The sequence below is a fragment of the Pseudonocardia nantongensis genome (genome assembly GCF_046546495.1).
Lineage (GTDB): Bacteria > Actinomycetota > Actinomycetes > Mycobacteriales > Pseudonocardiaceae > Pseudonocardia > Pseudonocardia nantongensis.
This window is the reverse complement of record NZ_JBKGXT010000002.1, coordinates 52131-75352: the sequence shown is the minus strand read 5'-3', so window position 1 is coordinate 75352 and position 23222 is coordinate 52131. Positions and strand designations below refer to the sequence as shown.

The 23222-nt window shown below is 74.1% G+C and carries 20 protein-coding genes; 10 read left to right on the top strand and 10 right to left on the bottom strand.

The features are described 5' to 3' along the window. Positions 1–108: 108 nt before the first annotated feature. On the bottom strand, positions 109–756 hold the full coding sequence (locus ACLFMI_RS02275) for a DUF4245 family protein (protein ID WP_410946011.1): 648 nt from the start codon (positions 754–756) through the stop codon (positions 109–111). A gap of 430 nt (positions 757–1186) precedes the next feature. On the opposite strand from ACLFMI_RS02275, the gene glpX reads away from it, so the two are divergent. From glpX to ACLFMI_RS02250, 5 genes are all read left to right on the top strand, one after another. Next, positions 1187–2173 (top strand): class II fructose-bisphosphatase, encoded by a 987-nt coding sequence (glpX, locus tag ACLFMI_RS02270; protein WP_410946292.1) that lies wholly within the window; start codon positions 1187–1189, stop codon positions 2171–2173. Between the two features lie 90 nt (positions 2174–2263). Then, a complete protein-coding gene (locus ACLFMI_RS02265; RefSeq protein ID WP_410946010.1) occupies positions 2264–3688 on the top strand; it encodes a class II fumarate hydratase in 1425 nt (474 codons plus the stop codon). Between the two features lie 146 nt (positions 3689–3834). Next, complete coding sequence (locus ACLFMI_RS02260; protein WP_410946009.1) at positions 3835–5139, top strand: EAL domain-containing protein; 1305 nt, start codon at positions 3835–3837, stop codon at positions 5137–5139. A 67-nt stretch (positions 5140–5206) separates the two neighbouring features. After that, complete coding sequence (locus ACLFMI_RS02255) at positions 5207–6748, top strand: ATP-dependent DNA ligase (RefSeq protein ID WP_410946008.1); 1542 nt, start codon at positions 5207–5209, stop codon at positions 6746–6748. 12 nt (positions 6749–6760) lie between these two features. Beyond that, on the top strand, positions 6761–8215 hold the full coding sequence (locus ACLFMI_RS02250) for a GuaB1 family IMP dehydrogenase-related protein (RefSeq protein ID WP_410946007.1): 1455 nt from the start codon (positions 6761–6763) through the stop codon (positions 8213–8215). Between the two features lie 42 nt (positions 8216–8257). On the opposite strand, the gene ACLFMI_RS02245 is transcribed toward ACLFMI_RS02250, so the two are convergent. Continuing rightward, positions 8258–9580: a PhoH family protein gene (locus tag ACLFMI_RS02245; RefSeq protein ID WP_410946291.1), complete on the bottom strand. Its 1323-nt coding sequence runs from the start codon at positions 9578–9580 to the stop codon at positions 8258–8260. A 413-nt stretch (positions 9581–9993) separates the two neighbouring features. Further along, positions 9994–11268 (bottom strand): DUF885 domain-containing protein, encoded by a 1275-nt coding sequence (locus ACLFMI_RS02240; protein WP_410946006.1) that lies wholly within the window; start codon positions 11266–11268, stop codon positions 9994–9996. A 305-nt stretch (positions 11269–11573) separates the two neighbouring features. Between ACLFMI_RS02240 and ACLFMI_RS02235 the strand changes: the two genes are divergently transcribed. Together ACLFMI_RS02235 and ACLFMI_RS02230 are read left to right on the top strand one after the other, a co-directional pair. After that, a complete protein-coding gene (locus tag ACLFMI_RS02235; RefSeq protein ID WP_410946005.1) occupies positions 11574–11966 on the top strand; it encodes a hypothetical protein in 393 nt (130 codons plus the stop codon). Between the two features lie 1243 nt (positions 11967–13209). Beyond that, positions 13210–13617, top strand: a complete 408-nt coding sequence (locus tag ACLFMI_RS02230) for a hypothetical protein (RefSeq protein WP_410946004.1) — start codon at positions 13210–13212, stop codon at positions 13615–13617. 158 nt (positions 13618–13775) lie between these two features. On the opposite strand, the gene ACLFMI_RS02225 is transcribed toward ACLFMI_RS02230, so the two are convergent. Further along, positions 13776–14546 carry an isoprenyl transferase gene (locus ACLFMI_RS02225; protein WP_410946003.1) on the bottom strand — a complete coding sequence of 257 codons (771 nt, stop codon included), beginning with the start codon at positions 14544–14546 and terminating at the stop codon, positions 13776–13778. Positions 14547–14679: 133 nt separating this feature from the next. Here ACLFMI_RS02225 and trhA point away from each other — a divergent pair, with 133 nt between their 5' ends. Then, on the top strand, positions 14680–15306 hold the full coding sequence (trhA, locus tag ACLFMI_RS02220) for a PAQR family membrane homeostasis protein TrhA (protein WP_410946290.1): 627 nt from the start codon (positions 14680–14682) through the stop codon (positions 15304–15306). A gap of 43 nt (positions 15307–15349) precedes the next feature. Here trhA and ACLFMI_RS02215 read toward each other — a convergent pair whose 3' ends face one another. The 4 genes from ACLFMI_RS02215 to mca form a co-directional block, all read right to left on the bottom strand. Next, positions 15350–15919, bottom strand: a complete 570-nt coding sequence (locus ACLFMI_RS02215; protein WP_410946002.1) for a hypothetical protein — start codon at positions 15917–15919, stop codon at positions 15350–15352. A gap of 100 nt (positions 15920–16019) precedes the next feature. Next, the gene (locus ACLFMI_RS02210; RefSeq protein ID WP_410946001.1) at positions 16020–18041 is read right to left on the bottom strand and encodes a thioredoxin domain-containing protein; all 2022 of its coding nucleotides are present in this window, start codon (positions 18039–18041) and stop codon (positions 16020–16022) included. A 22-nt stretch (positions 18042–18063) separates the two neighbouring features. Then, positions 18064–18384, bottom strand: coding sequence for a hypothetical protein (locus ACLFMI_RS02205; protein WP_410946000.1), 321 nt, complete (start codon positions 18382–18384; stop codon positions 18064–18066). 80 nt (positions 18385–18464) lie between these two features. Further along, positions 18465–19388, bottom strand: a complete 924-nt coding sequence (gene mca / locus ACLFMI_RS02200; RefSeq protein WP_410945999.1) for a mycothiol conjugate amidase Mca — start codon at positions 19386–19388, stop codon at positions 18465–18467. A 501-nt stretch (positions 19389–19889) separates the two neighbouring features. On the opposite strand from mca, the gene greA reads away from it, so the two are divergent. Next, complete coding sequence (gene greA / locus ACLFMI_RS02195; protein ID WP_410945998.1) at positions 19890–20378, top strand: transcription elongation factor GreA; 489 nt, start codon at positions 19890–19892, stop codon at positions 20376–20378. Positions 20379–20440: 62 nt separating this feature from the next. Here greA and ilvA read toward each other — a convergent pair whose 3' ends face one another. Next, positions 20441–21679 (bottom strand): threonine ammonia-lyase, encoded by a 1239-nt coding sequence (ilvA, locus tag ACLFMI_RS02190; protein WP_410945997.1) that lies wholly within the window; start codon positions 21677–21679, stop codon positions 20441–20443. A gap of 114 nt (positions 21680–21793) precedes the next feature. Here ilvA and ACLFMI_RS02185 point away from each other — a divergent pair, with 114 nt between their 5' ends. Beyond that, positions 21794–22021, top strand: coding sequence for a hypothetical protein (locus ACLFMI_RS02185; protein WP_410945996.1), 228 nt, complete (start codon positions 21794–21796; stop codon positions 22019–22021). Between the two features lie 50 nt (positions 22022–22071). Here ACLFMI_RS02185 and ACLFMI_RS02180 read toward each other — a convergent pair whose 3' ends face one another. Continuing rightward, on the bottom strand, positions 22072–23217 hold the full coding sequence (locus ACLFMI_RS02180) for a cystathionine gamma-synthase (protein ID WP_410945995.1): 1146 nt from the start codon (positions 23215–23217) through the stop codon (positions 22072–22074). Positions 23218–23222: the final 5 nt, after the last annotated feature.

The following is a 23222-nucleotide window of genomic DNA, read 5'->3' as shown; positions in this document are numbered from 1 at the left end:
GCATCCGCACGGGTTCGCGTCGTTCACACCGGATCCGATCCCGTGTGGACGACGGGAACCCGTGCGGATCGTCGCCGAACGGGTCCTGCGCGGTTGCGCGGTTCGCCGTCAGCCGGTCGTCGCTCCGGCCGGGAGGGTGCGGGCGGTCGCGGTCGCCTCGGCGAGGGTGCGGAACGCGTCCTCGGAGCCCGAACCGGTGATCATGAGACGGGTCTCGGGAGCGCCGGGAAGCGTCGCGATCCGGAACGGTTCGCCCTCGTCCGCCTGGTAGATCTCCCAGGTCAGGCCGCCTGCACTGGTGGTTCCGCGGGCACCGGGCGGGCCGTCGCCGCTGCCCGCGGCGCCGGACTCGGTGGCGAGGATGCCCTCGGCCGATGCGTCGGTCTGGACCAGGCTCAGATACTCGGCGTCCGGGGTGACGTAGCCGACCCGCACCGCGGTGCCGCCACCCTCGACGGGACCGCGGTCGGTGGAGTTGGCGCGGAACGGCACGTCCGGCACCCGCAGCGCGAACGCCGACCCGCGGGCGTACTCGGTGAGCCGCTCGGCCACGTTCACCGTCGGCCCGGAGCCCGGGTCCACCGCCGGTCCGGTCGGCGCGAACGAGCAGGACCCGCCGACGGTGAAGATCAGCAGGGCGATCGGGATCAGCAGCAGCAACGCGCCGAGCATGTCCCGCACGGACGTCTCGCCGCGCTCCGGCTTGCGCATCGGCCGGGGCCCGATCCGGCGCGACGACGGCGCGCCCCCCGTCACCGGGGTTCCCGTCGCCGGGGTTGTCGCCGGCCCCGGGGCGGGCTCCCCGCCCGCGGCACCCCCCGCGTCCGGTGCCCCGGCCCCGACTTCCTCCGCCGCCCCGGCCTCCGATGTGCCGGACCCCTCCGGTTCCCCGGCGCCGCCCACGCCGGAACCGGCGGCGTCCGCCACGGGGTCGTCGTCACGGTCGGGGGGCGTGCTCGGATCCGGTCGGGAACTCACACCACCATGGTCTCCCAGGACCCGCGCAGGCATGGCGTCGGTCGCTCGTCGGTGCTCGCCGACCCCGGGACGTGGGAGGATCCGAGGCGAGCGCGCCCCGCCCGATCGGCGAGCGGCGCACCCCTGAACGCCGCCGGAGAAGGAGACGTCCGTGAGCCAGTCCGACCCCACCCCCCGCCGCCGCCAGACGCCCGACCGCAACCTGGCGATGGAGCTGGTCCGGGTCACCGAGGCCGCGGCGATGGCGGCGGGCCGCTGGGTCGGCCGCGGCGACAAGAACGGCGGCGACGGCTCCGCGGTCGACGCGATGCGCCAGCTGATCTCGTCGGTCTCGATGCGCGGCGTCGTCGTCATCGGGGAGGGCGAGAAGGACGAGGCCCCGATGCTGTTCAACGGCGAGGAGGTCGGCAACGGCGAGGGCCCGTCCTGCGACGTCGCCGTCGACCCGATCGACGGCACCACGCTGATGAGCAAGGGCATGCCGAACGCGCTGGCGGTGCTGGCCGTCGCCGAGCGGGGCGCGATGTTCGACCCGTCCGCGGTGTTCTACATGGAGAAGATCGCGGTCGGCCCGGAGGCCGCGGAGACGGTCGACATCACCGCGCCGGTCGCCGAGAACATCCGGCGGGTGGCGCGCGCCAAGCACATCGACGTCGCCGACGTCACGGTCTGCGTGCTGGACCGCCCCCGGCACGAGCAGATCGTGCACGAGATCCGCGAGGCGGGCGCCCGGATCCAGTTCATCTCCGACGGCGACGTCGCCGGGGCGATCGCCGCGGCCCGGCCGACGTCCGGCGTCGACATGCTCTACGGCGTCGGCGGCACCCCGGAGGGGATCATCACCGCGGCCGCGCTGAAGTGCATGGGCGGTGAGCTCCAGGGCCGGCTGTGGCCGAAGGACGACGAGGAGCGCAGCAAGGCCGTCGCGGCCGGACACGACCTGGACGAGGTCCTGACGACCGCCGAGCTGGTCCAGGGCGACAACGTGTTCTTCTGCGCCACCGGCATCACCGACGGCCCGCTGCTGCGCGGCGTGCACTACCGCGGCGGCGGCGCCACCACCCAGTCGATCGTGATGCGATCCAGGTCCGGCACCGTGCGGCTGATCGACGGCTACCACCGGCTGACCAAGCTGCGCGAGTACTCCTCGGTCGACTTCGACGGCGTCGAGGGCGAGACCCCGCCGCTCCCCTGACCGGTCCCGGATAAGGGCACCCTCACTCGTCGGGTGATCCGCGGCTCGTCGGCTCGGCGGAACCGGGCCCGGAGTAGAACACTCGGCCCCATGAGCGACGAGCAGCAGTTCTACGGCGCCGGCAACGACTACCGCGTGGAACACGACACGATGGGCGAGGTCCGGGTGCCCGCCGACGCGCTGTGGCGGGCCCAGACCCAGCGGGCGGTGCAGAACTTCCCGATCTCCGGGCGGCCCCTGGAGCGCGCCCAGATCCGCGCGCTCGGCCTGGTCAAGGCGGCCGCGGCCCGGGTCAACGGCGAGCTCGGCGTCCTCGACGGCGACCGGGCGGCGGCGATCGCCGCCGCCGCCGACGAGGTCGCCGATGGTGCGCACGACGACCACTTCCCGGTCGACGTGTTCCAGACCGGCTCCGGCACGTCCTCGAACATGAACGCCAACGAGGTCATCGCGACGCTGGCGACCCGGGCGGGCACCGACGTGCACCCGAACGACCACGTGAACGCGTCGCAGTCGTCGAACGACGTGTTCCCGACGACGATCCACCTGGCCGCGACCGAGGCGCTGGCCACCGAGGTCGTCCCGGCGCTGCAACACCTGGAGACGGCGCTGCGCCGGCGCGCGACCGAGTGGTCGGAGGTCGTCAAGGCCGGCCGGACGCACCTGATGGACGCCGTCCCGATCACGCTCGGCCAGGAGGCCGGCGGCTGGGCCAGCCAGGCCGGCTACGGCGCCGACCGGGTCCGCGACGCGCTCCCCCGCCTGGCCGTGCTGCCGATCGGCGGGACGGCGGTCGGGACCGGACTGAACGCGCCGGACGGGTTCGGCGGCGCCGTCGTCGGGAAGCTGCGCGAGGCGACCGGCCTCGACCAGCTGACCGAGGCGACCGACCACATCGAGGCCCAGGGCTCGCGGGACGGGCTGGTCGAGGCCTCCGGCGCGCTGCGCACCGTCGCGGTGTCCCTCTACAAGATCGCCAACGACCTGCGCTGGCTGTCCTCGGGGCCGCGCACCGGCCTCGCCGAGATCGCACTGCCGGACCTGCAGCCGGGCAGCTCGATCATGCCGGGCAAGGTCAACCCGGTGATCTGCGAGGCGACGATGATGGTCTGCGCGCAGGTCATGGGCAACGACGCCACCGTCGGCTTCTCCGGCAGCCAGGGCAACCTTGAGCTGAACGTGATGATGCCGGTGATGGCGCGCAACGTGCTGGAGTCGGCGCGGCTGCTCGCGAACACCTCCCGGCTGCTGGCCGACAAGGTCGTCGACGGGATGGCGGCCGACCTGGAGCGCACCCGGGAGTACGCCGAGTCGTCGCCGTCGATCGTCACACCGCTCAACTCGAAGATCGGCTACGAGGAGGCGGCGGCGGTCGCCAAGCAGGCACTGACGGAGCGGAAGACGATCCGCGAGGTCGTGCTCGAGCGCGGGCACGTGGCGTCCGGGACGCTCACCGAGCAGGAGCTGGACCGGGCGCTCGACGTGCTGGCGATGACCCGCGGCGAGAAGCGGTAACCGGGCGGGCGACGCGGCGCGACCGGTCGGACGCGCCGCGTCACGCCATCGGCTCACACTGTTCACCTCCGGTTCCCCGTTCGATTCACCCGAGCGTGACACGGTGTGGTCAGTAACGATCTTGACCACTCGGACGGACCAGAGCGATGACGGACCAGCGCTTCGCGTACGAGCCGGTTCACGACCTGCGCACCGGGCGGGTCGCCGGCGTCGAGGTGCGGCCCCGGCGCCCCTATGACGCCGTCGCCGTCCAGGCCCGGGACCGGAACCGGAGCGCCCGCCAGGTCGCCGAGCTCGACGCCGGGACCGCGGTCTCGGCGGCCGCCTCGGCCCGCTCGGCGACCCCGGCCGGAGCGGTGGTGCCGATCCAGGTCGACGTCGCCGCGGACAGCGTGCTGCACGCCCGGGACCGGCTGCGCGCGATGCTCGGCGGGGCCGCCGTCGCGCCGCTGCTGGAGATCGGCCCGCCGATCGCGGCGGCGGCGCCGGCCGAGCAGCTGGTCCCGGCGATCGCCGAGCTGCGCCGGTGGGGGTTCCGGATCGCCCTGGACGGGGCCGGGCGCGCGTTCGGGCCCGAGCTGGTCGCCGCCGTCCGGCCGGACCTGGTGAAGCTGGAAGCCGAGCTGGCCGACGGCGTCCTCGACGCCGGGGTGGCCGCCGCGGTGCGCGCGGTGCTGGAGGTCTCGACGACGGTCGGGGTGCCGGTCGCGGCGACCGGTGTGCGGGCCCCGGACCGGCTGGCCGGGCTGTACGCCGCCGGGGTGGCGTTCGCCCAGGGCCCGCTGCTCGGCGGGGCCCGCACGCTCCCGGAACCCGACCCGGCGACGCCGGCCGAGCTGCTCGCGTTGCTGCGTGCGGTGCCGGCCGGGCGGGCGGCCGGTACCCCGGTCGCGCCGGTCCGGCATGCGTCGGCCGCGTCTACCCCGCCGGCCGCGGCACCGGTGGGCCCGCCACCGGCCGGTCCGCCGGTGCGCGGGCTGGCTGCGGCGGCGGTCACGCTGGCCGACGACGTCATCGCCGACACCGTCCGGGAGACGCTGCGCGCGCACCCGGACCCGGCCGGCGTCGTGCTCGTCGACGACCGCCTGCGCCCGGTCGGCTACCTGGATCGCAGCCGGTTCCTGCTTGCGATGGCCGGCCGGTTCGGGCACGCGTTGTGGGCCGACAAGCCCGCGGCGTCGCTCGCCGACCCGCCGCGCCTGGTGGACGAGCGCACCCCGCTGCCGGCCGCACTGGAGCTGAGCCTCGCCGGCGACCCGGGCCGCGACTACGACGACCTCGTCGTCGTCACCGCGGACGGGTCCTGCCGCGGGGTGGTGACCGTCGCCGAGCTCTGGCGGCGGGCGATCCGGCCGGCCGGGGCCGTCCCGGCCGGGCCCCCGGCCCCGACCGCGCCGACCGCGCCTGCCGCACCGACTGCATCGACCGCACCGGCCGCGCGCAGCGCCTGATCTCGCCGGACGCCGGCCGCGGCTCGCGCGGCGGGCGGCTGTCGGGGGTCGCTGCTTCACTGGGCACGTGCTGTTCACCGACGTCGTCGCCACCTCGGCCGCGGTCGGGGCGACGCGGGCGCGCACCGCGAAGACCACCGCCCTGGCCGAGCTGCTGCGGGGCGCCGACCCTGGCGAGGTCGTCCCGGTGGTGGCGTGGCTGTCCGGGGTGCCGCGGCAGGGCCGGATCGGCACCGGCTGGCGGACGCTGTCCGGGCTGGAGGTCCCGCCCGCCGCGGTGCCGTCGCTGGAGGTCACCGCCGTCGACGCGCTGCTCGACGAGCTGGCCGGGACGGCCGGCACCGGGTCCGGGCAGCGCCGCCGCGAGCTGCTGGAGCGGCTCTACGGCGCGGCCACCGCGGACGAGCAGCGGTTCCTGCACCGGCTACTCACCGGGGAGCTGCGCCAGGGCGCCCTGGAGGGGCTGATGGTGGATGCGGTCGCCGCCGCGTCCGGGGCCGGGCAGGCCGCGGTCCGCCGGGCATTCATGCTGTCCGGCAGGCTCCCGGAGACCGCCGCCACCGCGCTGGCCGGCGGTGTCGAGACCCTCGCCGCGATCGGGCTGGAGGTGGGCCGGCCGGTCCGCCCGATGCTGGCCGCACCGGGCGCCTCGCTGGACGCGGCACTCGAGACAGCCGGCTCGCCCACCGGTCCCGCGGGCGTCGTCGTCGAGCACAAGCTGGACGGCGCACGGATCCAGGTGCACCGCTCCGGGGACGAGGTCCGGGTCTGGACCCGCGCCCTGCGCGAGATCACCGCCGCGGTCCCCGAACTGGTCGAGCTGGCCCGCGGGCTGCCCTGCGACACCGCCGTGCTCGACGGCGAGACCCTCGCCCTCGACGACGACGGCCGTCCCCGCCCGTTCCAGGACACGATGAGCCGGTTCGGGGCCGAGGAGGACCGGGACGTGCTGCTCTCGCCGTTCTTCTTCGACCTGCTGCACCTGGACGGCCGCGACCTCGTCGACGAACCGCTGGAGACCCGGCTGGACGCGCTGGCCGGGCTGCTGGCCGCGGACACGCACGCCGGGCAGCGGATGCCGGGCGCGCGCAGGCCGTCGGCGGAGGAGGCGGCCGCGGTGCTGGACGAGGCGCTGACGGCCGGGCACGAGGGCGTCGTGGTCAAGGATCTGGCGGCCCCGTACGCGGCGGGCCGGCGCGGCAAGGCCTGGCAGAAGGTGAAGCCGGTGCACACCCTGGACCTGGTGGTGCTCGGCGCCGAGTGGGGCTACGGGCGGCGCACCGGGTCGCTGTCCAACATCCACCTCGGCGCCCGGGACCCGGAGGGCGGCGAGCCGGTCATGGTCGGCAAGACGTTCAAGGGGATGACCGACGAGCTGCTGGCCTGGCAGACCGAGACCTTCCCCGGGTACGCGGCCCGGGAGGAGCCGGGGGTGGTGTTCCTGCGCCCGGAGCTGGTCGTGGAGATCGCGCTGGACGGCGCGCAGCGCAGCACCCGCTACCCGGGTGGCGTCGCCCTGCGGTTCGCCCGGGTGCTGCGGTACCGGCCGGACAAGACGCCGGAGGAGGCGGACTCGCTCGCGGCGGTGCGGGCTTTGCTCGGCGGGTAGCATTCCGTCACCGTGCGCTTCCTCGACGACCGCCCGGACCGTGACATCCCCCGGGACCTCACCTACGACGACGTCTTCCTCGTCCCACGCCGCTCGGACGTCGCGTCCCGGTTCGACGTCGACCTGGCCACGCCGGACGGCACCGGGGCGACGGTGCCGGTGGTGGCGGCCAACATGACCGCGGTGGCCGGCCGCCGGATGGCCGAGACGCTGGCCCGGCGCGGCGCGCTCACCGTGCTGCCGCAGGACGTCGCCACCGACGCGGTCGCCGACATCGTGACCTGGCTGAAATCCCGGCACCCGGTGTGGGACACCCCGCTGGTGCTGACCGCGGGCGACGCCGTCGCGGACGCACTGAACCTGCTGCCCAAGCGGGCGCACGACGCCGTCGTGATCGTCGACGAGGGCGACCGGCCGGTCGGCACGGTCAGCGAGGCGGCCTGCACCGGGGTGGACCGGTTCACCCGGCTCGCCGACGTGCTCGACCCGGACCCGCTGACCCTGCCGGTCGACACCCCGCCCCGCGAGGTCTTCGAGGCGATCGACGCGCGCCGCGGCCGGATCGCGCTCGGCCTGGACGCCGAGGGCCGGCTGGCCGGCCTGCTCACCCCGCTCGGGGCGATCCGCGCCGGGATCTACGCCCCCGCCCTCGACGACCGCGGGCGGCTGCGCACCGCGGCCGCCGTCGGGATCAACGGCGACGTCGCGGTGAAGGCGAAGGCGCTGCTCGACGCCGGGGTGGACGTGCTGGTGGTGGACACCGCGCACGGGCACCAGGAGAAGATGATCGAGGCGCTCGCCGCGGTACGGTCGGTGGTCGACCAGGCCGGCGTCGCGGTGCCGATCGCCGCCGGGAACGTGGTGACCGCGGAGGGCGTCGCCGACCTGGCCGCGGCGGGCGCGGACATCGTGAAGGTCGGTGTCGGCCCGGGCGCGATGTGCACCACCCGGATGATGACCGGGGTCGGCCGCCCGCAGTTCTCCGCGGTGGCCGAGTGCGCGGCGGCCGCCCGCGAGCACGGCGCGGTGGTCTGGGCCGACGGAGGCGTCCGGCACCCGCGTGACGTGGCGCTGGCGCTGGCGGCCGGGGCCGCCTCGGTGATGATCGGCTCCTGGCTGGCCGGGACCTACGAGTCCCCCGGTGACCTGCTGCGCGACGAGCACGGCCGGTCCTACAAGGAGTCGTTCGGGATGGCGTCCAAGCGCGCGGTCAGTGCGCGGACCCGTGGCGACAACGCGTTCGACCGGGCTCGCAAGGCCCTGTTCGAGGAGGGCATCTCCGCGTCCCGGCAGCGGCTGGACCCGGAGCGGCCCGGCGTCGAGGACCTGCTGGACGAGGTCTGCTCCGGCGTGCGTTCCGCCTGCACCTACGCCGGCGCCCGAAGCCTGGGCGACCTGCACGAGCGCGCGGTGGTCGGGGTGCAGACGACGGCCGGGTTCACCGAGGGCACCCCGCACGGCCTGTGAGTGGTTATCGCGGTCGGGACCGCGATAACCACTCACGAGCCGCTAGGCTGTAGGCCCCTCCAGCATCTCGGTGACCAGCGCGGCGATCGGCGACCGCTCGCTGCGGGTCAGCGTGAGGTGCGCGAACAGCGGGTGACCCTTCAGCTTCTCGATCACGGCGTTGACGCCGTCGTGCCGGCCGACCCGCAGGTTGTCCCGCTGCGCGACGTCGTGGGTGAGCACCACCCGCGACGCCGCGCCCAGCCGGGACAGCACCGTGAGCAGCACGTTGCGCTCCAGCGACTGTGCCTCGTCGACGATCACGAAGGTGTCGTGCAGCGACCGCCCGCGGATGTGGGTCAGGGGCAGCACCTCGAGCAGCCCGCGGGCGATGACCTCGTCGATGACGTCCTGACTGACCAGCGCGCCGAGCGTGTCGAAGACCGCCTGCGCCCAGGGCTGCATCTTCTCGCTCTCGCTGCCCGGCAGGTACCCGAGGTCCTGCCCGCCGACGGCGTAGAGCGGCCGGAACACCACGATCTTGCGGTGCGCCTGGCGCTCGAGCACCGCCTCCAGGCCCGCGCACAGCGCCATCGCCGACTTGCCGGTACCGGCCCGGCCACCCAGCGAGACGATCCCGACCTCGTTGTCGAGCAGCAGGTCCAGCGCGATCCGCTGCTCGGCGGAACGGCCGTGTAGCCCGAACGCCTCCCGGTCGCCGCGGACCAGCTTCACCCGCTTGTCGGCGGTGACCCGGCCGAGCGCGCTCGACGCCCCGACCAGCCGCAACCCGGTGTTGCACGGCAGATCCCGGGCCTCGTCGTGATCGATGACGCCGTCCTTGAACAGCGAGTCCACCTGGTCCGGCGCGACCTCCAGGTCGGCCATCCCGGTCCAGCCGGAGAACAGCACGTCCTGGCCGTGGTACTCGTCGGCTTCCAGACCGACCGCGGCCGCCTTCACCCGCAGCGGCATGTCCTTGGTGACCAGCGTCACGTCCCTCGGGGACGCCGGGTCCGCCGCGAGGTTGAGCGCGCAGGCCAGGATCCGGGAGTCGTTCGAGTCGGTGCGGAAGCCGGCCGGCAGCACCGCAGGGTCCGAGTGGTTGAGCTCCACGTGCAGGGTGCCGCCCTTGTCGCCGATCGGGATCGGCGCGTCGAGCCGGCCGTGGGTCACGCGCAGCTCGTCGAGCTGGCGCAGCGCGGTCCGCGCGAACCAGCCGAGCTCCGAGTGGTGCCGCTTGGCCTCCAACTCCGAGATCACCACCAGCGGCAGGACGACCTGGTGCTCGTCGAAACGCTGCAGGGACCAGGGGTCGGACAGCAGCACGGACGTGTCGAGCACGTAGCAGCGGGTACCTGCCGGTGCGTCCCCGACGGACGCCACGGTCGGGGTCCGGTCGGTGAGGGCGGGACGACGATCGGTCACGGATGCTCCCTCGCGAGCGCGGCACCACGCCCACTCTGCGTCGGGCCGGTCGGTCCTGACGCGGGACACGACGGCGACGGAGGACCGTGGCGGTCCACCGGCCGGCACGCCCGCGAGGGCCGGGTGCCGGCCCTTCCGGGTGCGTTCGACACCACGTTCAGGGCCTCCCGGGCGGATCGCATCGGATACGAACCGCCGATGCGGACGCTACTAGTGGTCACCCTCGTGCGGTCAATAGCGACTCTCCGTCGGCGACGTGAGGTGAACACCGACGGAACAGCCGTTACCTACCGTTCATCGCGTGATCGCCACCGTCCGCCGTCACGATCACCGTCAAGAACACATCCGGTTGCCCACCGTTCGGCGCAGCCTTACTGCAACGTCCGGAGCTGCGGTGCGTCTCCGGGACGGTCCGGGACGGATCCGGGGAACGGTTCACCAACACCCTCGGTGACGGCGCCGGCGCCGTCCGACAGGTCCTCCGGCAGCACCGGAGTGTCCAGCAGCAGCCGCAGTCCGGCGAGCGGCCCGGCGGCGAACCGCTCGACCCAGTTCCGCACCAGCGGCGCGCCCTCGGCGTAGGTGACCGGGTAGCTGCGCCACTGCGGGTGGTCCAGGAACTCCAGGATCCGCCGGGCCTGCCCGTCGGGCACCAGCAGCCAGCGGGACAGGTGGTCGACGACCGTGTCCGGGTCCGCGCCGTCGACGTGCCGGAGCAGCGCGGCGTCCTGGCGCACCCGGCCCAGCGCCGTCGTCGCGAGCTCGATCCGCTCGGCGAGCTCGCCGTCCAGCCGGACGCCGACGCCGGCCAGGACCCGCTGCGCGACCGCACCCCAGCCCGGGCCGGGCAGCACCCATGGCGCCGCCTCCGCGGCCCCCTCGGCGATCAGCGCCTGCGGGCTGTGCACCAGCCGCAGGCCCAGCACCGGGTGCCGGACGGCCACGGCGTCGGCCCGGCAGGACTGGGTGTGGTGACCCGGATAGATCTCGTGGGCGAGCAGCCCCAGCAGCCGGCCGGCCCGCAGTGGGGACCCCGCGTCGAGCAGGACCGAGCTCCGGTGACGTCCGCGGTACCGGGTCAGGGCGGTCCACGGGCGTCCCTCGACGAGCTCGACGTCAGCCTGCTCACCGGCGGGCAGCCCGAGCTCGTCCCGGGTGCGGGCCCGCAGCTCGGCGGTCAACGCGTGCACCGCTGCGGGCCGCCGCTCCACCGGGATCACGTCGGCCTCCCGGTACGCCCGCATCCGCGCCGCGAGCGGACCGCGGCCGGGCAGGAGGTGCCCGAGCCGCCGGTGCGCCTCGCGGTGGACGTCGGGATGGGTGCGCCGGGGAACCACACCGAACCGGTCGCGGACCTCGTCCAGGTAGCCGAGCCGCTCACCCGCGGCCAGCCGGGCGCCGCAGCGCAGCGCCACGAGCTGGGCATCCAGATGCCGGGCCGCCGCGTCGCCCGCCCCCACCGCCGCGAGGTCGCGACGCAACCGATCGGCCCCGGCGACCAGGTCACGCGGGTCGGGACGCGGTTCGCCCCCGACCCTGCCGCCGAGAGCGGCGTCCGGACTGGGCCCGTCGAGCACGCCCGGCCGCAGGCGGTCCAGCCGCAACGCGAGCTCGGTCGTCGCGCGCAACAACCGGCCGAGGCTCATCTCGCGGAGCGTAGGCGCCGAACGACGGCGGCTGGGACCCGGTACGCGTCCGATCGGGCGCCCGACAGCTACTTTCAGTGACGGCACTCGCCGTGTCGTCCCGGTGTCACCGCCCCAAGAATGCCCGATCGAGGGAGTATCCGAACACCCGGTGATTCCGTGCCACGATAGTGGTACCCGAATTGTTTCGGCGCATTCCCGGGGGTAGATTTCTCGGCAGTCGACACGGGCTCCCCCACTGTCAACGTGTCGACAGGCGTGAGAGCCGGCTTCGGGCGGCCTCGAGACACATCAGGAGAAGAACTGTGCTGAAGAAGGCTGGAATCGTCGTCGCGGCCTCCGCCGCGTCCCTGCTCGCCATCAGCCCGCTCGCCTTCGCCGGCGAGTCGGGCCACGACGAGGGCGGCCACAAGGGCGGGCACCACTCGTCCGAGGGTAACATCGACAAGAGCGCCGAGGGTCTCATCTCCGGCCTGAACGGCAACAACGTCAACGTGCCGATCCAGGCCTGCAACAACAACATCCCGGTCAACGTGCTGGGCGTGCAGGTTCCGGTCGAGGACGCCTCGGCCCTGAACGGTGTCACCGGTGCCCTGGGCATCCTGGGCGACGCCAAGGCCAAGAGCGGCGACTCGGTCACCGACCAGTCCGACAACTGCGGCCAGGAGTCGGGCGCGGGCGACTCGGCCGAGGGCTGATCACCTCCTGATCCACGGAAATGCCCCGGGGCGCTTGCCCCGGGGCATTTTTGCGTGCCCGGAAACGGCCCGGAGGCGTCCATCGGTAACACCCGATCGAGCACCCGCGGTGACCATCACGACGCCTGTCCCGCGGCGGTGACCACCATCGGACGAGCCATTCGCGTCGGATTCGGAACCACCTCCACCGGCGACTCCGTACGGTAACTGTCATGCGATCGCAGCCCCGTTCGTGTGATGCACCCGCGCCGGCGCCCCAGCTCCCGCCGCGCCCGCTCCCGCCATCCCCCGCTCCCGCCATGCCCGCTCCGGACGCACCCGATCCCGAGCACCCCGCGGGAGCAGCCCGGTCGATCACGCCGCCGCGCTCCGGGAGTTCGTCCGGTCGATCTCGCAGAGCCTGATCGTCCGGCCCTGTCGATGGCCGCACGGGCGTCACGCGCACCCCCGTCACCCGTACCCACGTCACCCGGCCCCGGTTCCTCGCCCGGCCCTTCGTCGCCGGCCCCTCCCTCGTCCCGGCGGGGCTTTCCTCGTCCGGCACGTCGCCCCCGGCCGGCCCTTCCTCGCTCGGCCCGTCGTCGCCCGGCCGGCCCTTCCCGCCCGGTCCGACGTCGCTCGGCTCGACGTCGCCCGGCGGGTCCTTCCCCGTCCGAGCCGACGGCACCCGACCGGCCGTCCTCGCTCCTCGCCGGTTCCCCGGCCGGCCGGCTGTTCGTCGCCGGCCCCGTCGTCCGGTCGCTCGCTCCCCGGTCCCGTCGTCCGGTCGCCTGCTCGCCGGTCCCGTCGTCCGGTCGCCTGCTTCCCGGCCACGCCGGCGTCCCGCCGACCGCCGCCTCCGGCTTCACCGCCGGCCCGACGTCCGACCGCACCACCGGGCGCCCCGCACCGCCTCGCCGACGTCCGACCGCACCCCTCGGTCCCGTTCCACGCCTCTCGACGCCCCCGGAACGGCTCGGGCCGGCGCACCGCCGAACCGGGCAGCAGCGTTGCGCCGTCCGGTGCACTCGTGACACGCCCGACCGCCACGCCGCGCCACCCACCGGATCGACCGAAGATCCCCAGGTCCACGAATGGATCGTCACCCCCTCCGGAAAAAGTACGGAGGGTCAGATTGTCGGCGCCGAAAGCGTCCGTTAGATTGACGCCCAGTCGATGCGGGCTCCCCGGTTCGAGCGTCGACAAGTACTGAGGGTGCAGGCGGCCTACCGCACACCCTCCGGACACACATCAGGAGACGACTGTGCTGAAGAAGGCTGGAATCGTCGTTGCGGCCGGTGCCGCTTCGCTCGTCGCGATGAGCCCGCTGGCGTTCGCCGGCGAGGGCAAGAGCATCGACGACAGCTTCAACAAGACCACCGAGGTCCAGAAGGGCGACAACGCCGACAACCTGGCGTCCAAGGACAGCAAGGGCCTGGTCAACCTCGCGAACAACAACGTCAACGTCTCCCCGCAGACCTGCGGCAGCCCGCTCAGCGGGAACAGCCTGGTCCAGGGCGCGATCGGCGGCCTGTTCTCCGAGGCCGAGAACGAGTCCGGCGTCAAGTCGGACAACAGCGTCAACTGCACCAGCGCCCCGGACACCGGCGACGAGGTCGAGCAGTCCTCCGACGGCAAGGGCAAGCACAACGGCGGCGGCGACCACAAGTAAGTCGCTCGCGCCCAGTGCGCATCGATGGCCCCGGGGTTCCACCCCGGGGCCATCGCCGTTTCCGGGGACGCCGCTGGTTCGGCGGACCCAGCTGATTCCGAAAAGTCGCCGGAAAGACCGTTAACGAGTGAGAGCGCCGGAGGTTACGGTCGACTTTCTCATCCGCCGTAACGGCGGTGCCGGGCGGCGAAGTCACGCAACGCCCGGAGGAAGTCGACCCGGCGGAACTCCGGCCAGTGGGCCTCGCAGAACCAGAACTCCGAATGGGCCGACTGCCAGAGCAGGAAACCCGACAGACGCTGCTCGCCGCTGGTCCGGATGACCAGGTCGGGGTCCGGCTGGCCGGAGGTGTAGAGGTGCTCCGAGATGTGGTCGACGTCGAGGCTCTCGGCGATCTCCTCGATCGTCCGGCCGGCCTCGGCCTGGCTCAGCAGCATCTTCCGGACGGCGTCCGCGATCTCCTGACGCCCGCCGTAGCCGACCGCCACGTTCAGCTGCAGGCCGCCACGGTGACCGGTGCGCGCGGCCGCCGCCGCGAGCCGCTCGGCCAGCGACGCCGGTAGCAGCTCCATCGCCCCGACCACCCGCAGCCGCCACGGCGTGTCCGGGCCGGACAGGTCGTCCACCACCCCGCCGATGATCTCCAGCAGGGCCTCGAGCTCGGCCGGGGACCGGGTGTCGAGGTTGTCGGTGGACAGCAGGAAGACCGTCACCACCTCGACGCCGGCCTCTTTGCACCAGCCGAGCATCTCGACGATCTTCGCCGCGCCCGCCCGATGCCCCTCCGCGGGATCCTCCAGGCCGGCCTCGCGGGCCCACCGACGGTTGCCGTCGAGGATCAGCGCGACGTGCTTCGGGCTCTCGGCTCCGGCCAGCTGGCGCAGGATCCGGCGCTCGTACACCGAGTAGAGCAGATCTCGAACGGCCACGTGCCGAGAGCCTAGTCCGGTCGAAAGCCGGTTGTGGCACACGTCCGGGATCCGCGACGCCCACCGGCACGCCGCGTACCGTCGGGACGTGTCCTCGGCGAGCACCGCACCCGCGGTTCCGGTCAAGCCCCGGATGCGCGGCTGGCTGCACCTCTGGAGCCTGGTCGGGTCCGTCTTCGCCTGTGCGGCGCTGATCAGCGTCGCCGGCGCCCTGGTCGGCGCCACCGCGGCCGTCGCCACCGCGCTCTACACCCTGACCACCTTCGGCCTGTTCGGGATCAGCGCCCTCTACCACCGGCACACCTGGACCGACCCGGTCCGCCGGACGCTGATGAAGCGGCTGGACCACTCGATGATCTTCGTGTTCATCGCGGGCACCTACACGCCGGTATCGGTGCTGGCCCTCCCGCCGACGACCGCGACCTGGGTACTGGCCGTGGTGTGGATCGGAGCGGGGGCCGGCGTCGCGCTCAAGCTGGCCTGGCCGGGCGCCCCCGCCTGGGTCGGCGTGCCGATCTACGTCGCGTTGGGCTGGGTCGCGGTGTTCGTGCTGCCCGCGCTCGCCACGGGCGGCGGGGTCGCCGCCCTGGTGCTGCTGCTCGCCGGCGGCGCGCTCTACACGGTCGGCGGTGTGATGTACGCGTTGCGCCGACCGAACCCGTGGCCCACGACGTTCGGCTTCCACGAGTTCTTCCACGCCGCGACGGTGCTGGCCTGGGCCTGCCACCACGTCGCGATCTGGCTGGTACTGCTGCGCTGACGCACCCGTGAGTGGTTATCGCGGTCTGGACAGCGATAACTACTCACGGGCCCGCGGGGCCTTGCGCGCGCAGGTCGTCCACCCGGCTCATCGCCTCCCGCAACTCGGCCAGCCACTCGTCGGCGTGCTGCCCGACCAGCCGGACCGACCAGCTCAGCGCGTCCGACCGGGACCGGGCGACGCCGGCGTCGACCAGGGTGTCCAGCACGATCCGCTCCGGCTGTCGCAGCCGGGTCATCACCGGCACCGACACCGTCGTGAACAGCTCCGACGTCCCGCCGAGCCGGGCACCCCAGGCGACCTTCCGCTGGTACCGGTTCTCGGCCTGCCGGGCGATCTCGATCCGGCGGTCGCGCGTCTCCTCACGGAACCGGGCGATCCGGCCGGCCTCGGCGGCCGCGGCGTCGGCCCGGCCGGCGTCGGTATCCGGGTGCTCGGCCTCCAGCACCGGCAGCTCCCCCACGACGACGATCTCGTCCCGGTCGCAGGTCACCTCCGGTGCCCCGGTGAACCACCCGGCCGGCAGCCGCCCGGCGAACCAGGCCGCCGCGTCCCCGGCGTCCGGTAGGTCCGACTGCTGCCAACCGCCCCGTGCCCGCCCTCGCGCATTCATGCTTACAGCATTACACACCTACAGAAACCACACCACCGTCCGCGTCGTGGAGGTGGGGTGGGGATGTGTGTGAGGTGGGGGCCGGGGGTGGCGACGGAGGTCAGCGTGCGAGCACGTGGTCCAGCTCGTCGGAGGTGGTGACCGGGAGGTCGCAGACGAATCCCCGGCAGACGTAGGCGGCGGGGGCGCCGGCCACCAGGCCGCGGCCGGCCAGCAGCGGAACCCCGGAGGCGTCCGGCGCCCCGCCGACGACGACCGCGCCGCCCGGTGCGCCCCGCCGCGCCCGCGCCAGCAACGGATCGTCCGCATCGGCGCCCGCCACGGCGACCTGCACCGGACCGTCGACCAGCGCCTCGGCAGCGGTGAGCCAGTGCCCGAGGAACCGGCCGGCCCGCGGGACCAGCGTGCCGACCGCGCGCAGTGCCCGCTCGGCGGCACCGCGGTACCCGGCCGCTCGCTCCTCATCGGCCAGCGCCGAGGCCGTGACCAGCGCGTTCACCAGCGCGGAGGTCCCGCACGGGGACGCGTTGTCGGTGAGCTCGCGGGGCCGGTGCGGCAGCTCGGCACCGTCGTCGCCGCCGGCGGCGGCCGTGTCCAGGTAGACGTCCGGCCGTCCCGGCGCCGCGAAGCGGTCGCAGGCGTCGTCGAGCAGCTCCAGCGCCACGGCCAGCCGGTCCGGATCGCCGGTGGCCTGGTGCAGGGCGAGCAACGCCTCGACCAGCAGCGCGTGGTCCTCCAGGACGCCGGCCGCGGCGCCCACCCCGCCGCCCCGCGACGACCGGCGCAGCCGCCCGTCCACCCGGTGCTCTGTCAGCAGCAGGTCGGTGATCTCGCCCGCGGCACGGACCCAGTCCGGGCGCCCGAGACCGGCCCCGGCCTCGGCCAGCGCGACGACGGCGAGGGCATTCCAGGCGGTGACGACCTTGTCGTCCCGCGGGGGTTGTGGCCGGGCACCGCGCGCGTCGAGCAGCGCGGCCCGCACCCGCTCCCAGCGGGCCGGGTCGTCCGGCTCGTGGGGCAGCTGCAGGGTCGAGCTGCCGCGGGAGAACGTCCCGTCCTCGGTGACCCGGAGCAGGTCGGCGGCCCAGGCGCCGTCGTCGTCGCCCAGGACCGCGCGTAGCTGGGCCGGGGTCCAGACGTAGGTCAGGCCCTCGACGCCGTCGGTGTCGGCGTCCAGCGCGGAGGCCAACCCACCCTCCGGCGTCCGCAGGTCGCGGAGCAGGAACTCCGCGGTGGCGGTGGCGACCCGGTGCGCGAGCGGCGAACCGGTCCGCCGGGCCAGGTGGGCGTAGGCCCGCAGCAGCAGCGCGTTGTCGTAGAGCATCTTCTCGAAGTGCGGCACCACCCAGCCGGCGTCGACCGAGTACCGGGCGAACCCGCCGGCGAGCTGGTCGTGCACACCACCGCGGGCCATCGCCTCGGCGGTGCCGGTGACCAGCTGCAGCGCCCGCCCCGAGCCGGTGCGCTCGTGGTGACGGAGCAGGAACTCGCACACCATCGACGGCGGGAACTTCGGCGCGCCGCCGAACCCGCCGCGCTCCGGGTCGTACTCGCCGGACAGCGCCTCCACGGCGTCGTCGAGGGCCTGCTCGCCGACCGCGAGCGGCTCCGGGTCGGTGCCGGCCTGTTCGGCGAGCTGCTCGGCGATCTGGCCGGCGGCGGTGCGGACCCGGTCACCGTCTGCGGTCCAGGTGGCGGTGACGGCGTCGAGCAGCTGGCGGAACGACGGCATCCCGTGCCGCGGCTCCGGCGGGTAGTAGGTGCCGCAGTGGAACGGCTCGGCGTCCGGGGTCAGGAAGCAGGTCATCGGCCAGCCGCCCTGGCCGGTCATCGCCTGGGTGGCGGCCATGTAGACGGCGTCGATGTCCGGGCGTTCCTCCCGGTCCACCTTGATCGCGACGAACTCCCGGTTGACCTGCGCGGCGGTGGCCGGGTCGTCGAACGACTCGTGCGCCATGACGTGGCACCAGTGGCAGGCGGCGTACCCGACCGAGAGCAGCACGGGGACGTCGCGGCGCCGGGCCTCGGCGAAGGCCTCGGCCGACCACGGGAACCAGTCCACCGGGTTCCCGGCGTGCTGGAGCAGGTACGGGCTGGTGGCGGTGGCGAGCCGGTTCGGCATGCCGCCACCCTGTCAGAGCGGGTCAGCCGCTGCGGGGTCCCGCACTGTCGTCGGCCGGTGCCACGCCCGAGGCCCGGGTCCCGTCCGGGGGTTCCCCCTCGGCCGGCGCGGCCCCGGAGCCGTCCTGCTCGTCGAACGACTCGGGCAGCCGCTTGAGCCGCTTGCTCATCGAGCGGATCAGGAAGACGGTCGCCAGCAGCAGGAGCAGCACGACCATCAGACCGACCGGCGAGGAGTTGCCCCACTCCGGCAGTTGGCCGGGCGGTGGCTGCCGGTCCTGGGCGGGCACCACCACCGCGGCCATCCGCGACACGCTCTCGACCAGCACCGCCGACCGCCTCACTCACGCGTCCTCGCCCGGGGCGCCGGGCACCGTCAACCGGGTCCGCGAGGACCCGCAACCAGGATACCTCCGTGCCGCCGTCAGCCGGCGCGGCGCTGCTCCACCGCCCCCTCGAACGGGATACCGGTGAACAGGTCGTCCTCCGGGGTCTCGGTCTCGACCAGCGAGTGCACCAGCTCGTAGTCCTCGGTCGGCCACACCCGCGCCTGCACCTCGAGCGAGGTGAAGAAGAACCGGCTGGTCGGGTCGATCTGGGTGGCGTGCGCACGCAGGGCGTCGTCCCGCCGGGAGAACCACTCGGCGCACGGCACCTGGGTGGTCACCCGGATGCCCGGGTCCGGGCGATCCTTCCAGTTCTCCAGCCACTCGCCGTAGGGCGATTCCTCGCCCGCCTCGAGCGCGGCCCGGTGGAACGCCTCGATCCGGCCACGGGAGAAGCCGTGGCCGTAGTAGAGCTTGAGCGGCTGCCAGGGCGCGCCGGCCCCCGGGAAGCGGGCCGGGTCCCCGGCTGCCTCCCAGGCCGCCATCGACACGACGTGCGTACGGATGTGGTCCGGGTGCGGGTAGCCGCCGTTCTCGTCGTAGGTGACGATCACGTGCGGCCGGAACTCGCGGATCACCCGGACCAGCGCCGCGGTCTGTTCCTCGACGTCACCGAGCGCGAAGCAGCCCTCCGGCAGCGGCGGCTTCGGGTCCCCCTCGGGCAACCCGGAGTCGACGAAACCGAGCCAGACGTGCTGCACACCCAGGATCTCGGCGGCGCGGGCCATCTCGGCGTTCCGGACGGCGGTCATGTTCTGCAACACGTCCGGCCGGTCCATCGCCGGGTTCAGGATGCTGCCACGCTCACCGCCGGTGCAGGTCACGACCATGACGTCGTGGCCCTCGTCGGCGTAGCGGGCGCTACTGGCGGCGCCCTTCGAGGACTCGTCGTCCGGGTGGGCGTGCACCGTCATCAGCCGGGGGCGCTCACCGGGCACGAGAACGGGTTCGGTCGGGGTCATCGGGCGGGTTCCTCCACGTCACCGGGCTCGTCGTCGTCGCGTGGCCCCGGCCGGGGCGCCGGGCACGCGCGCACGCACGTCACGCTCGGACCGATCCTGGCAGAAGACACCGACAACGATCGGGCCGAACGGGCTCACCCGCTCCTCAACGCCCGGGACGCGGAAGCTGTTCCCCGGCCCCGGGACGACCGGGCGGCACCTCGCGGTCGACGGTCGTCCGACCGGCGTCTCCGGTTCGGAAACGATCCTCACGAACCCCGCAGAAACCTTCCCACCTGCGAAAACGCCCCACGCGGGAACTCTTTCGGGGCGTCGCCCGTTCGACGAATGGCTGCGCTGAACGGTGCTCCTCGTGCTAGTGTCGTCTGCACACGGCCCGCCAGCGGGTCGTGTTTTTCCTTACTCGGGGCGTGCCGCCCGGCGCCGCCACGCCCGTGGACCGCCGGCGCGCAGAGCACCCCGGTGGCAACACGCCCTGTTTTCCTGGAGGAGTTGATGACGGTGACGGACACCCAGGCCACCTGGCTGACCCAGGACGCCTTCGACCGGCTGAAGACCGAGCTGGACGAGTTGATCGCGAACCGGCCCGTCATCGCCGCGGAGATCAACGCCCGCCGCGAGGAGGGCGACCTGAAGGAGAACGGCGGCTACCACGCGGCTCGGGAGGATCAGGGCCAGCAGGAGGCCCGCATCCGGCAGCTGCAGGAGCTGCTGCGCACCGCTCAGGTCGGTACCGCTCCGAGCAGCGCGGACGAGGCGGCGCCCGGCACGGTTCTGACGATCAAGTACGAGGACGACGAGGACACCGAGAAGGTGTTGCTGGGCTCCCGCGAGGAGGGCAGCCACGGCGACGTGCAGGTGATCTCCCCGAACTCGCCGCTCGGCGCCGCGTTGCTCGGCGCGAAGCCCGGCGAGGCCCGCGAGTACCAGCTCCCCGACGGCGGCAGCATGAAGGTCACCCTGGTCTCGATCGAGGTCTTCACCGGCTGAGCCCCGCATTCCCGACGACGGGCCCGGCCGATCGGCCGGGCCCGTCGCTCGTGAGGGCCCGCTCAGGCCGGCGCCGGCACGGCGTGCCCGGCCTCGCGCAGCCCGGCCACGATCGCGTCCCGGTGCTCCGCGCCGCGCGTCTCCAGGCTGAGTTCGACGTCCACCTCACCGACCGCCAGCGCCCCGCTGATCCGGGAGTGCGCGACGTCGGTGACGTTGGCGCCGAGCGAGCCGACCCGCGCCAGGAGCTCGGCCAGCGCACCGGGCCGGTCCTGGATCTGCACGTGCAGGGTCAGGTAGCGGGCCGAGCCGACAAGGCCGTGCCGGATCACCTGCAGCAGCACCAGTGGATCGACGTTGCCGCCGGAGAGCACGGCGACGATCGGGCCCGCGAACCGGTCCGGCCGCTCCAGCAGCGCCGCGACCGGCGCCGCCCCGGCCGGCTCGACGACCATCTTCGCCCGCTCCAGGCAGTGCACGAGCGCCCCGGACAGCGCGTCCTCCCCGACCGTGACCATCTCGTCGATCAGGCCCGCGACCTGGGGGAAGGTGACGTCGCCGGGGCGGCCGACGGCGATCCCGTCGGCCATCGTGCGCATCCCGGCCAGCGGCATCGGCCGTCCCGCCGCCAGCGACGACGGCCAGGCCGCGGCCCCGGCCGCCTGCACCCCGACGATCCGGGTGCGCGGCCGGTACTCGCGCACCACCGCGGCGATCCCGCCGAGCAGGCCGCCACCCCCGGCGGAGACGAGCACGGTGCCGACGTCCGGCACCTGCTCGAGGATCTCCAGGCCGACGGTGCCCTGCCCCGCGACGACGTCCGGGTGGTCGAACGGATGCACCAGGACCGCGCCGGAGTCGGCGGCGGACGCGGTCGCCGCCGTGACGGCGTCGTCCACCGACTCGCCGGTCAGGACGACCTCGGCGCCGTAGCCGCGGGTGGCGTCGACCTTGGGGAGCGCGGCCCGCTCCGGCATGAACACCGTCGCCCGGACGCCGAGCAGCCGGGCGGCCAGCGCGACGCCCTGGGCGTGGTTCCCGGCCGAGGCCGCGACCACTCCGCGGGCCCGCTCGGCCGCGGTGAGTCGGGCGATCCGGGTGTACGCACCGCGGATCTTGAACGAGCCGGTGCGCTGCAGGTTCTCGCACTTCAGGTGCACTGACGTGCCGGTCAGGTCGGAGAGCGCGCGGGCGCCGGCGATCGGGGTCGGGCGGACGACGCCGGAGAGCAGCTCGCGCGCGGACCGCACGTCCGCTGCGGTGACCGGTGGAGTGACAGGGGCGTCCGGTACGGCGGCCATCCGGGCAGTCTCGCACCCGTGACGGTAATCTCGTCCTGTCAGCCGGACGCGATCCCGGGCCGTATCGGGACCCGCTCCGCACGCTCCGCGCCCGGCGTCGGGAGGAACCACCGCATGACCCGGCTGCGCACCACCGCGCCCCTGCTGCTGGCCGCCGGCCTGACGGCACTGGCCGTGGCGACCGTGCGCGACGCGGGCTGCGACGACCCCGGCCGCTACGAGCAACGCCCCGACGGCGGGTGGTCGCTGGTCGGCGGCTGCGTCGAGCCGGGCGACCTGGTCGTCCCACCGCCCCACGCCCCGCCGGAACCGCCCGCCCCCACAGAGCAGTCCCGCAGCTGACCCCGGGCGCACGCCCGCCCGCCCCATGGTCGCGGCGGGCGCGGCCGGGGTCAGCGCGCGGCGTCCAGGGCGGTGCGGAGGTCGTCGAGCAGGTCGTCGGCGTCCTCGATGCCCACCGAGAGCCGGACCAGCGATTCCGGGACCTCGAGCATCGAACCGGTGGTCGAGGCGTGGGTCATCTGGCCCGGGTGCTCGATCAGCGACTCGACGCCGCCGAGGGACTCGGCGAGGGTGAACAGCCGGGTGGAGGCGCAGACCTGCAGCGCGGCCTCGCGGCCACCGGTGGCCAGGAACGACACCATCCCGCCGAACCGGCGCATCTGCTTGGCCGCGACCTCGTGGCCCGGGTGCTCGGGAAGGCCCGGGTAGAGCACCCGGGACACCGCCGGGTGCGCGTCGAGCAGCTCGGCGACCCGCTCGGCGTTGTCACAGTGCCGCTCCATCCGGACGGCGAGGGTCTTCGCACCGCGCAGGGTCAGCCACGCGTCGAACGGGCCGGGCACCGAGCCGGTCGAGTTCTGGGTGAAGGTGACCGTCTCGGCCAGCTCGTCGTCGTCGGTGACCAGCACGCCGCCGACGACGTCGGAGTGCCCGCCGATGTACTTGGTCGTCGAGTGCACGACGACGTCGGCACCCAGCGCCAGCGGGGTCTGCAGGTACGGCGAGGCGAACGTGTTGTCGACGACGAGCCGGGCGCCCACCTCCCGGGTGATGGCGGCGATCCCGGCGATGTCGGCGATGCCGAGCAGCGGGTTGGTCGGGGTCTCCGACCAGACCACCTTCGTGGTCGGCCGGATCGCCGCGCGCAGGGCGTCGAGGTCGGCGAGATCGACCGGGGTGTGCTCGACGCCCCAGCCGGTCAGCACCTTGTCGACCAGCCGGAACGTCCCGCCGTAGGCGTCGTGCGGGATGACCATGTGGTCGCCCGGACGGAGCAGGATCCGCAGCAGCGTGTCCGTGGCCCCCATCCCGGAGCCGAACGCCCGGGCGTGCCGGCCGCCCTCCAGGGCGGCCAGGCACTCCTGCAGGGCGGTCCGGGTCGGATTCGCGCTGCGCGAGTACTCGTACCCGCCGCGGGTGCCGCCGACGCCGTCCTGGGCGTAGGTCGAGCTGGTGTGGATCGAGGTCGTGACCGCGCCGGTGGTCGGGTCCGGCTCCTGGCCGGCGTGGATCGAGCGCGTCGAGAAGCCCTGCATGTGGC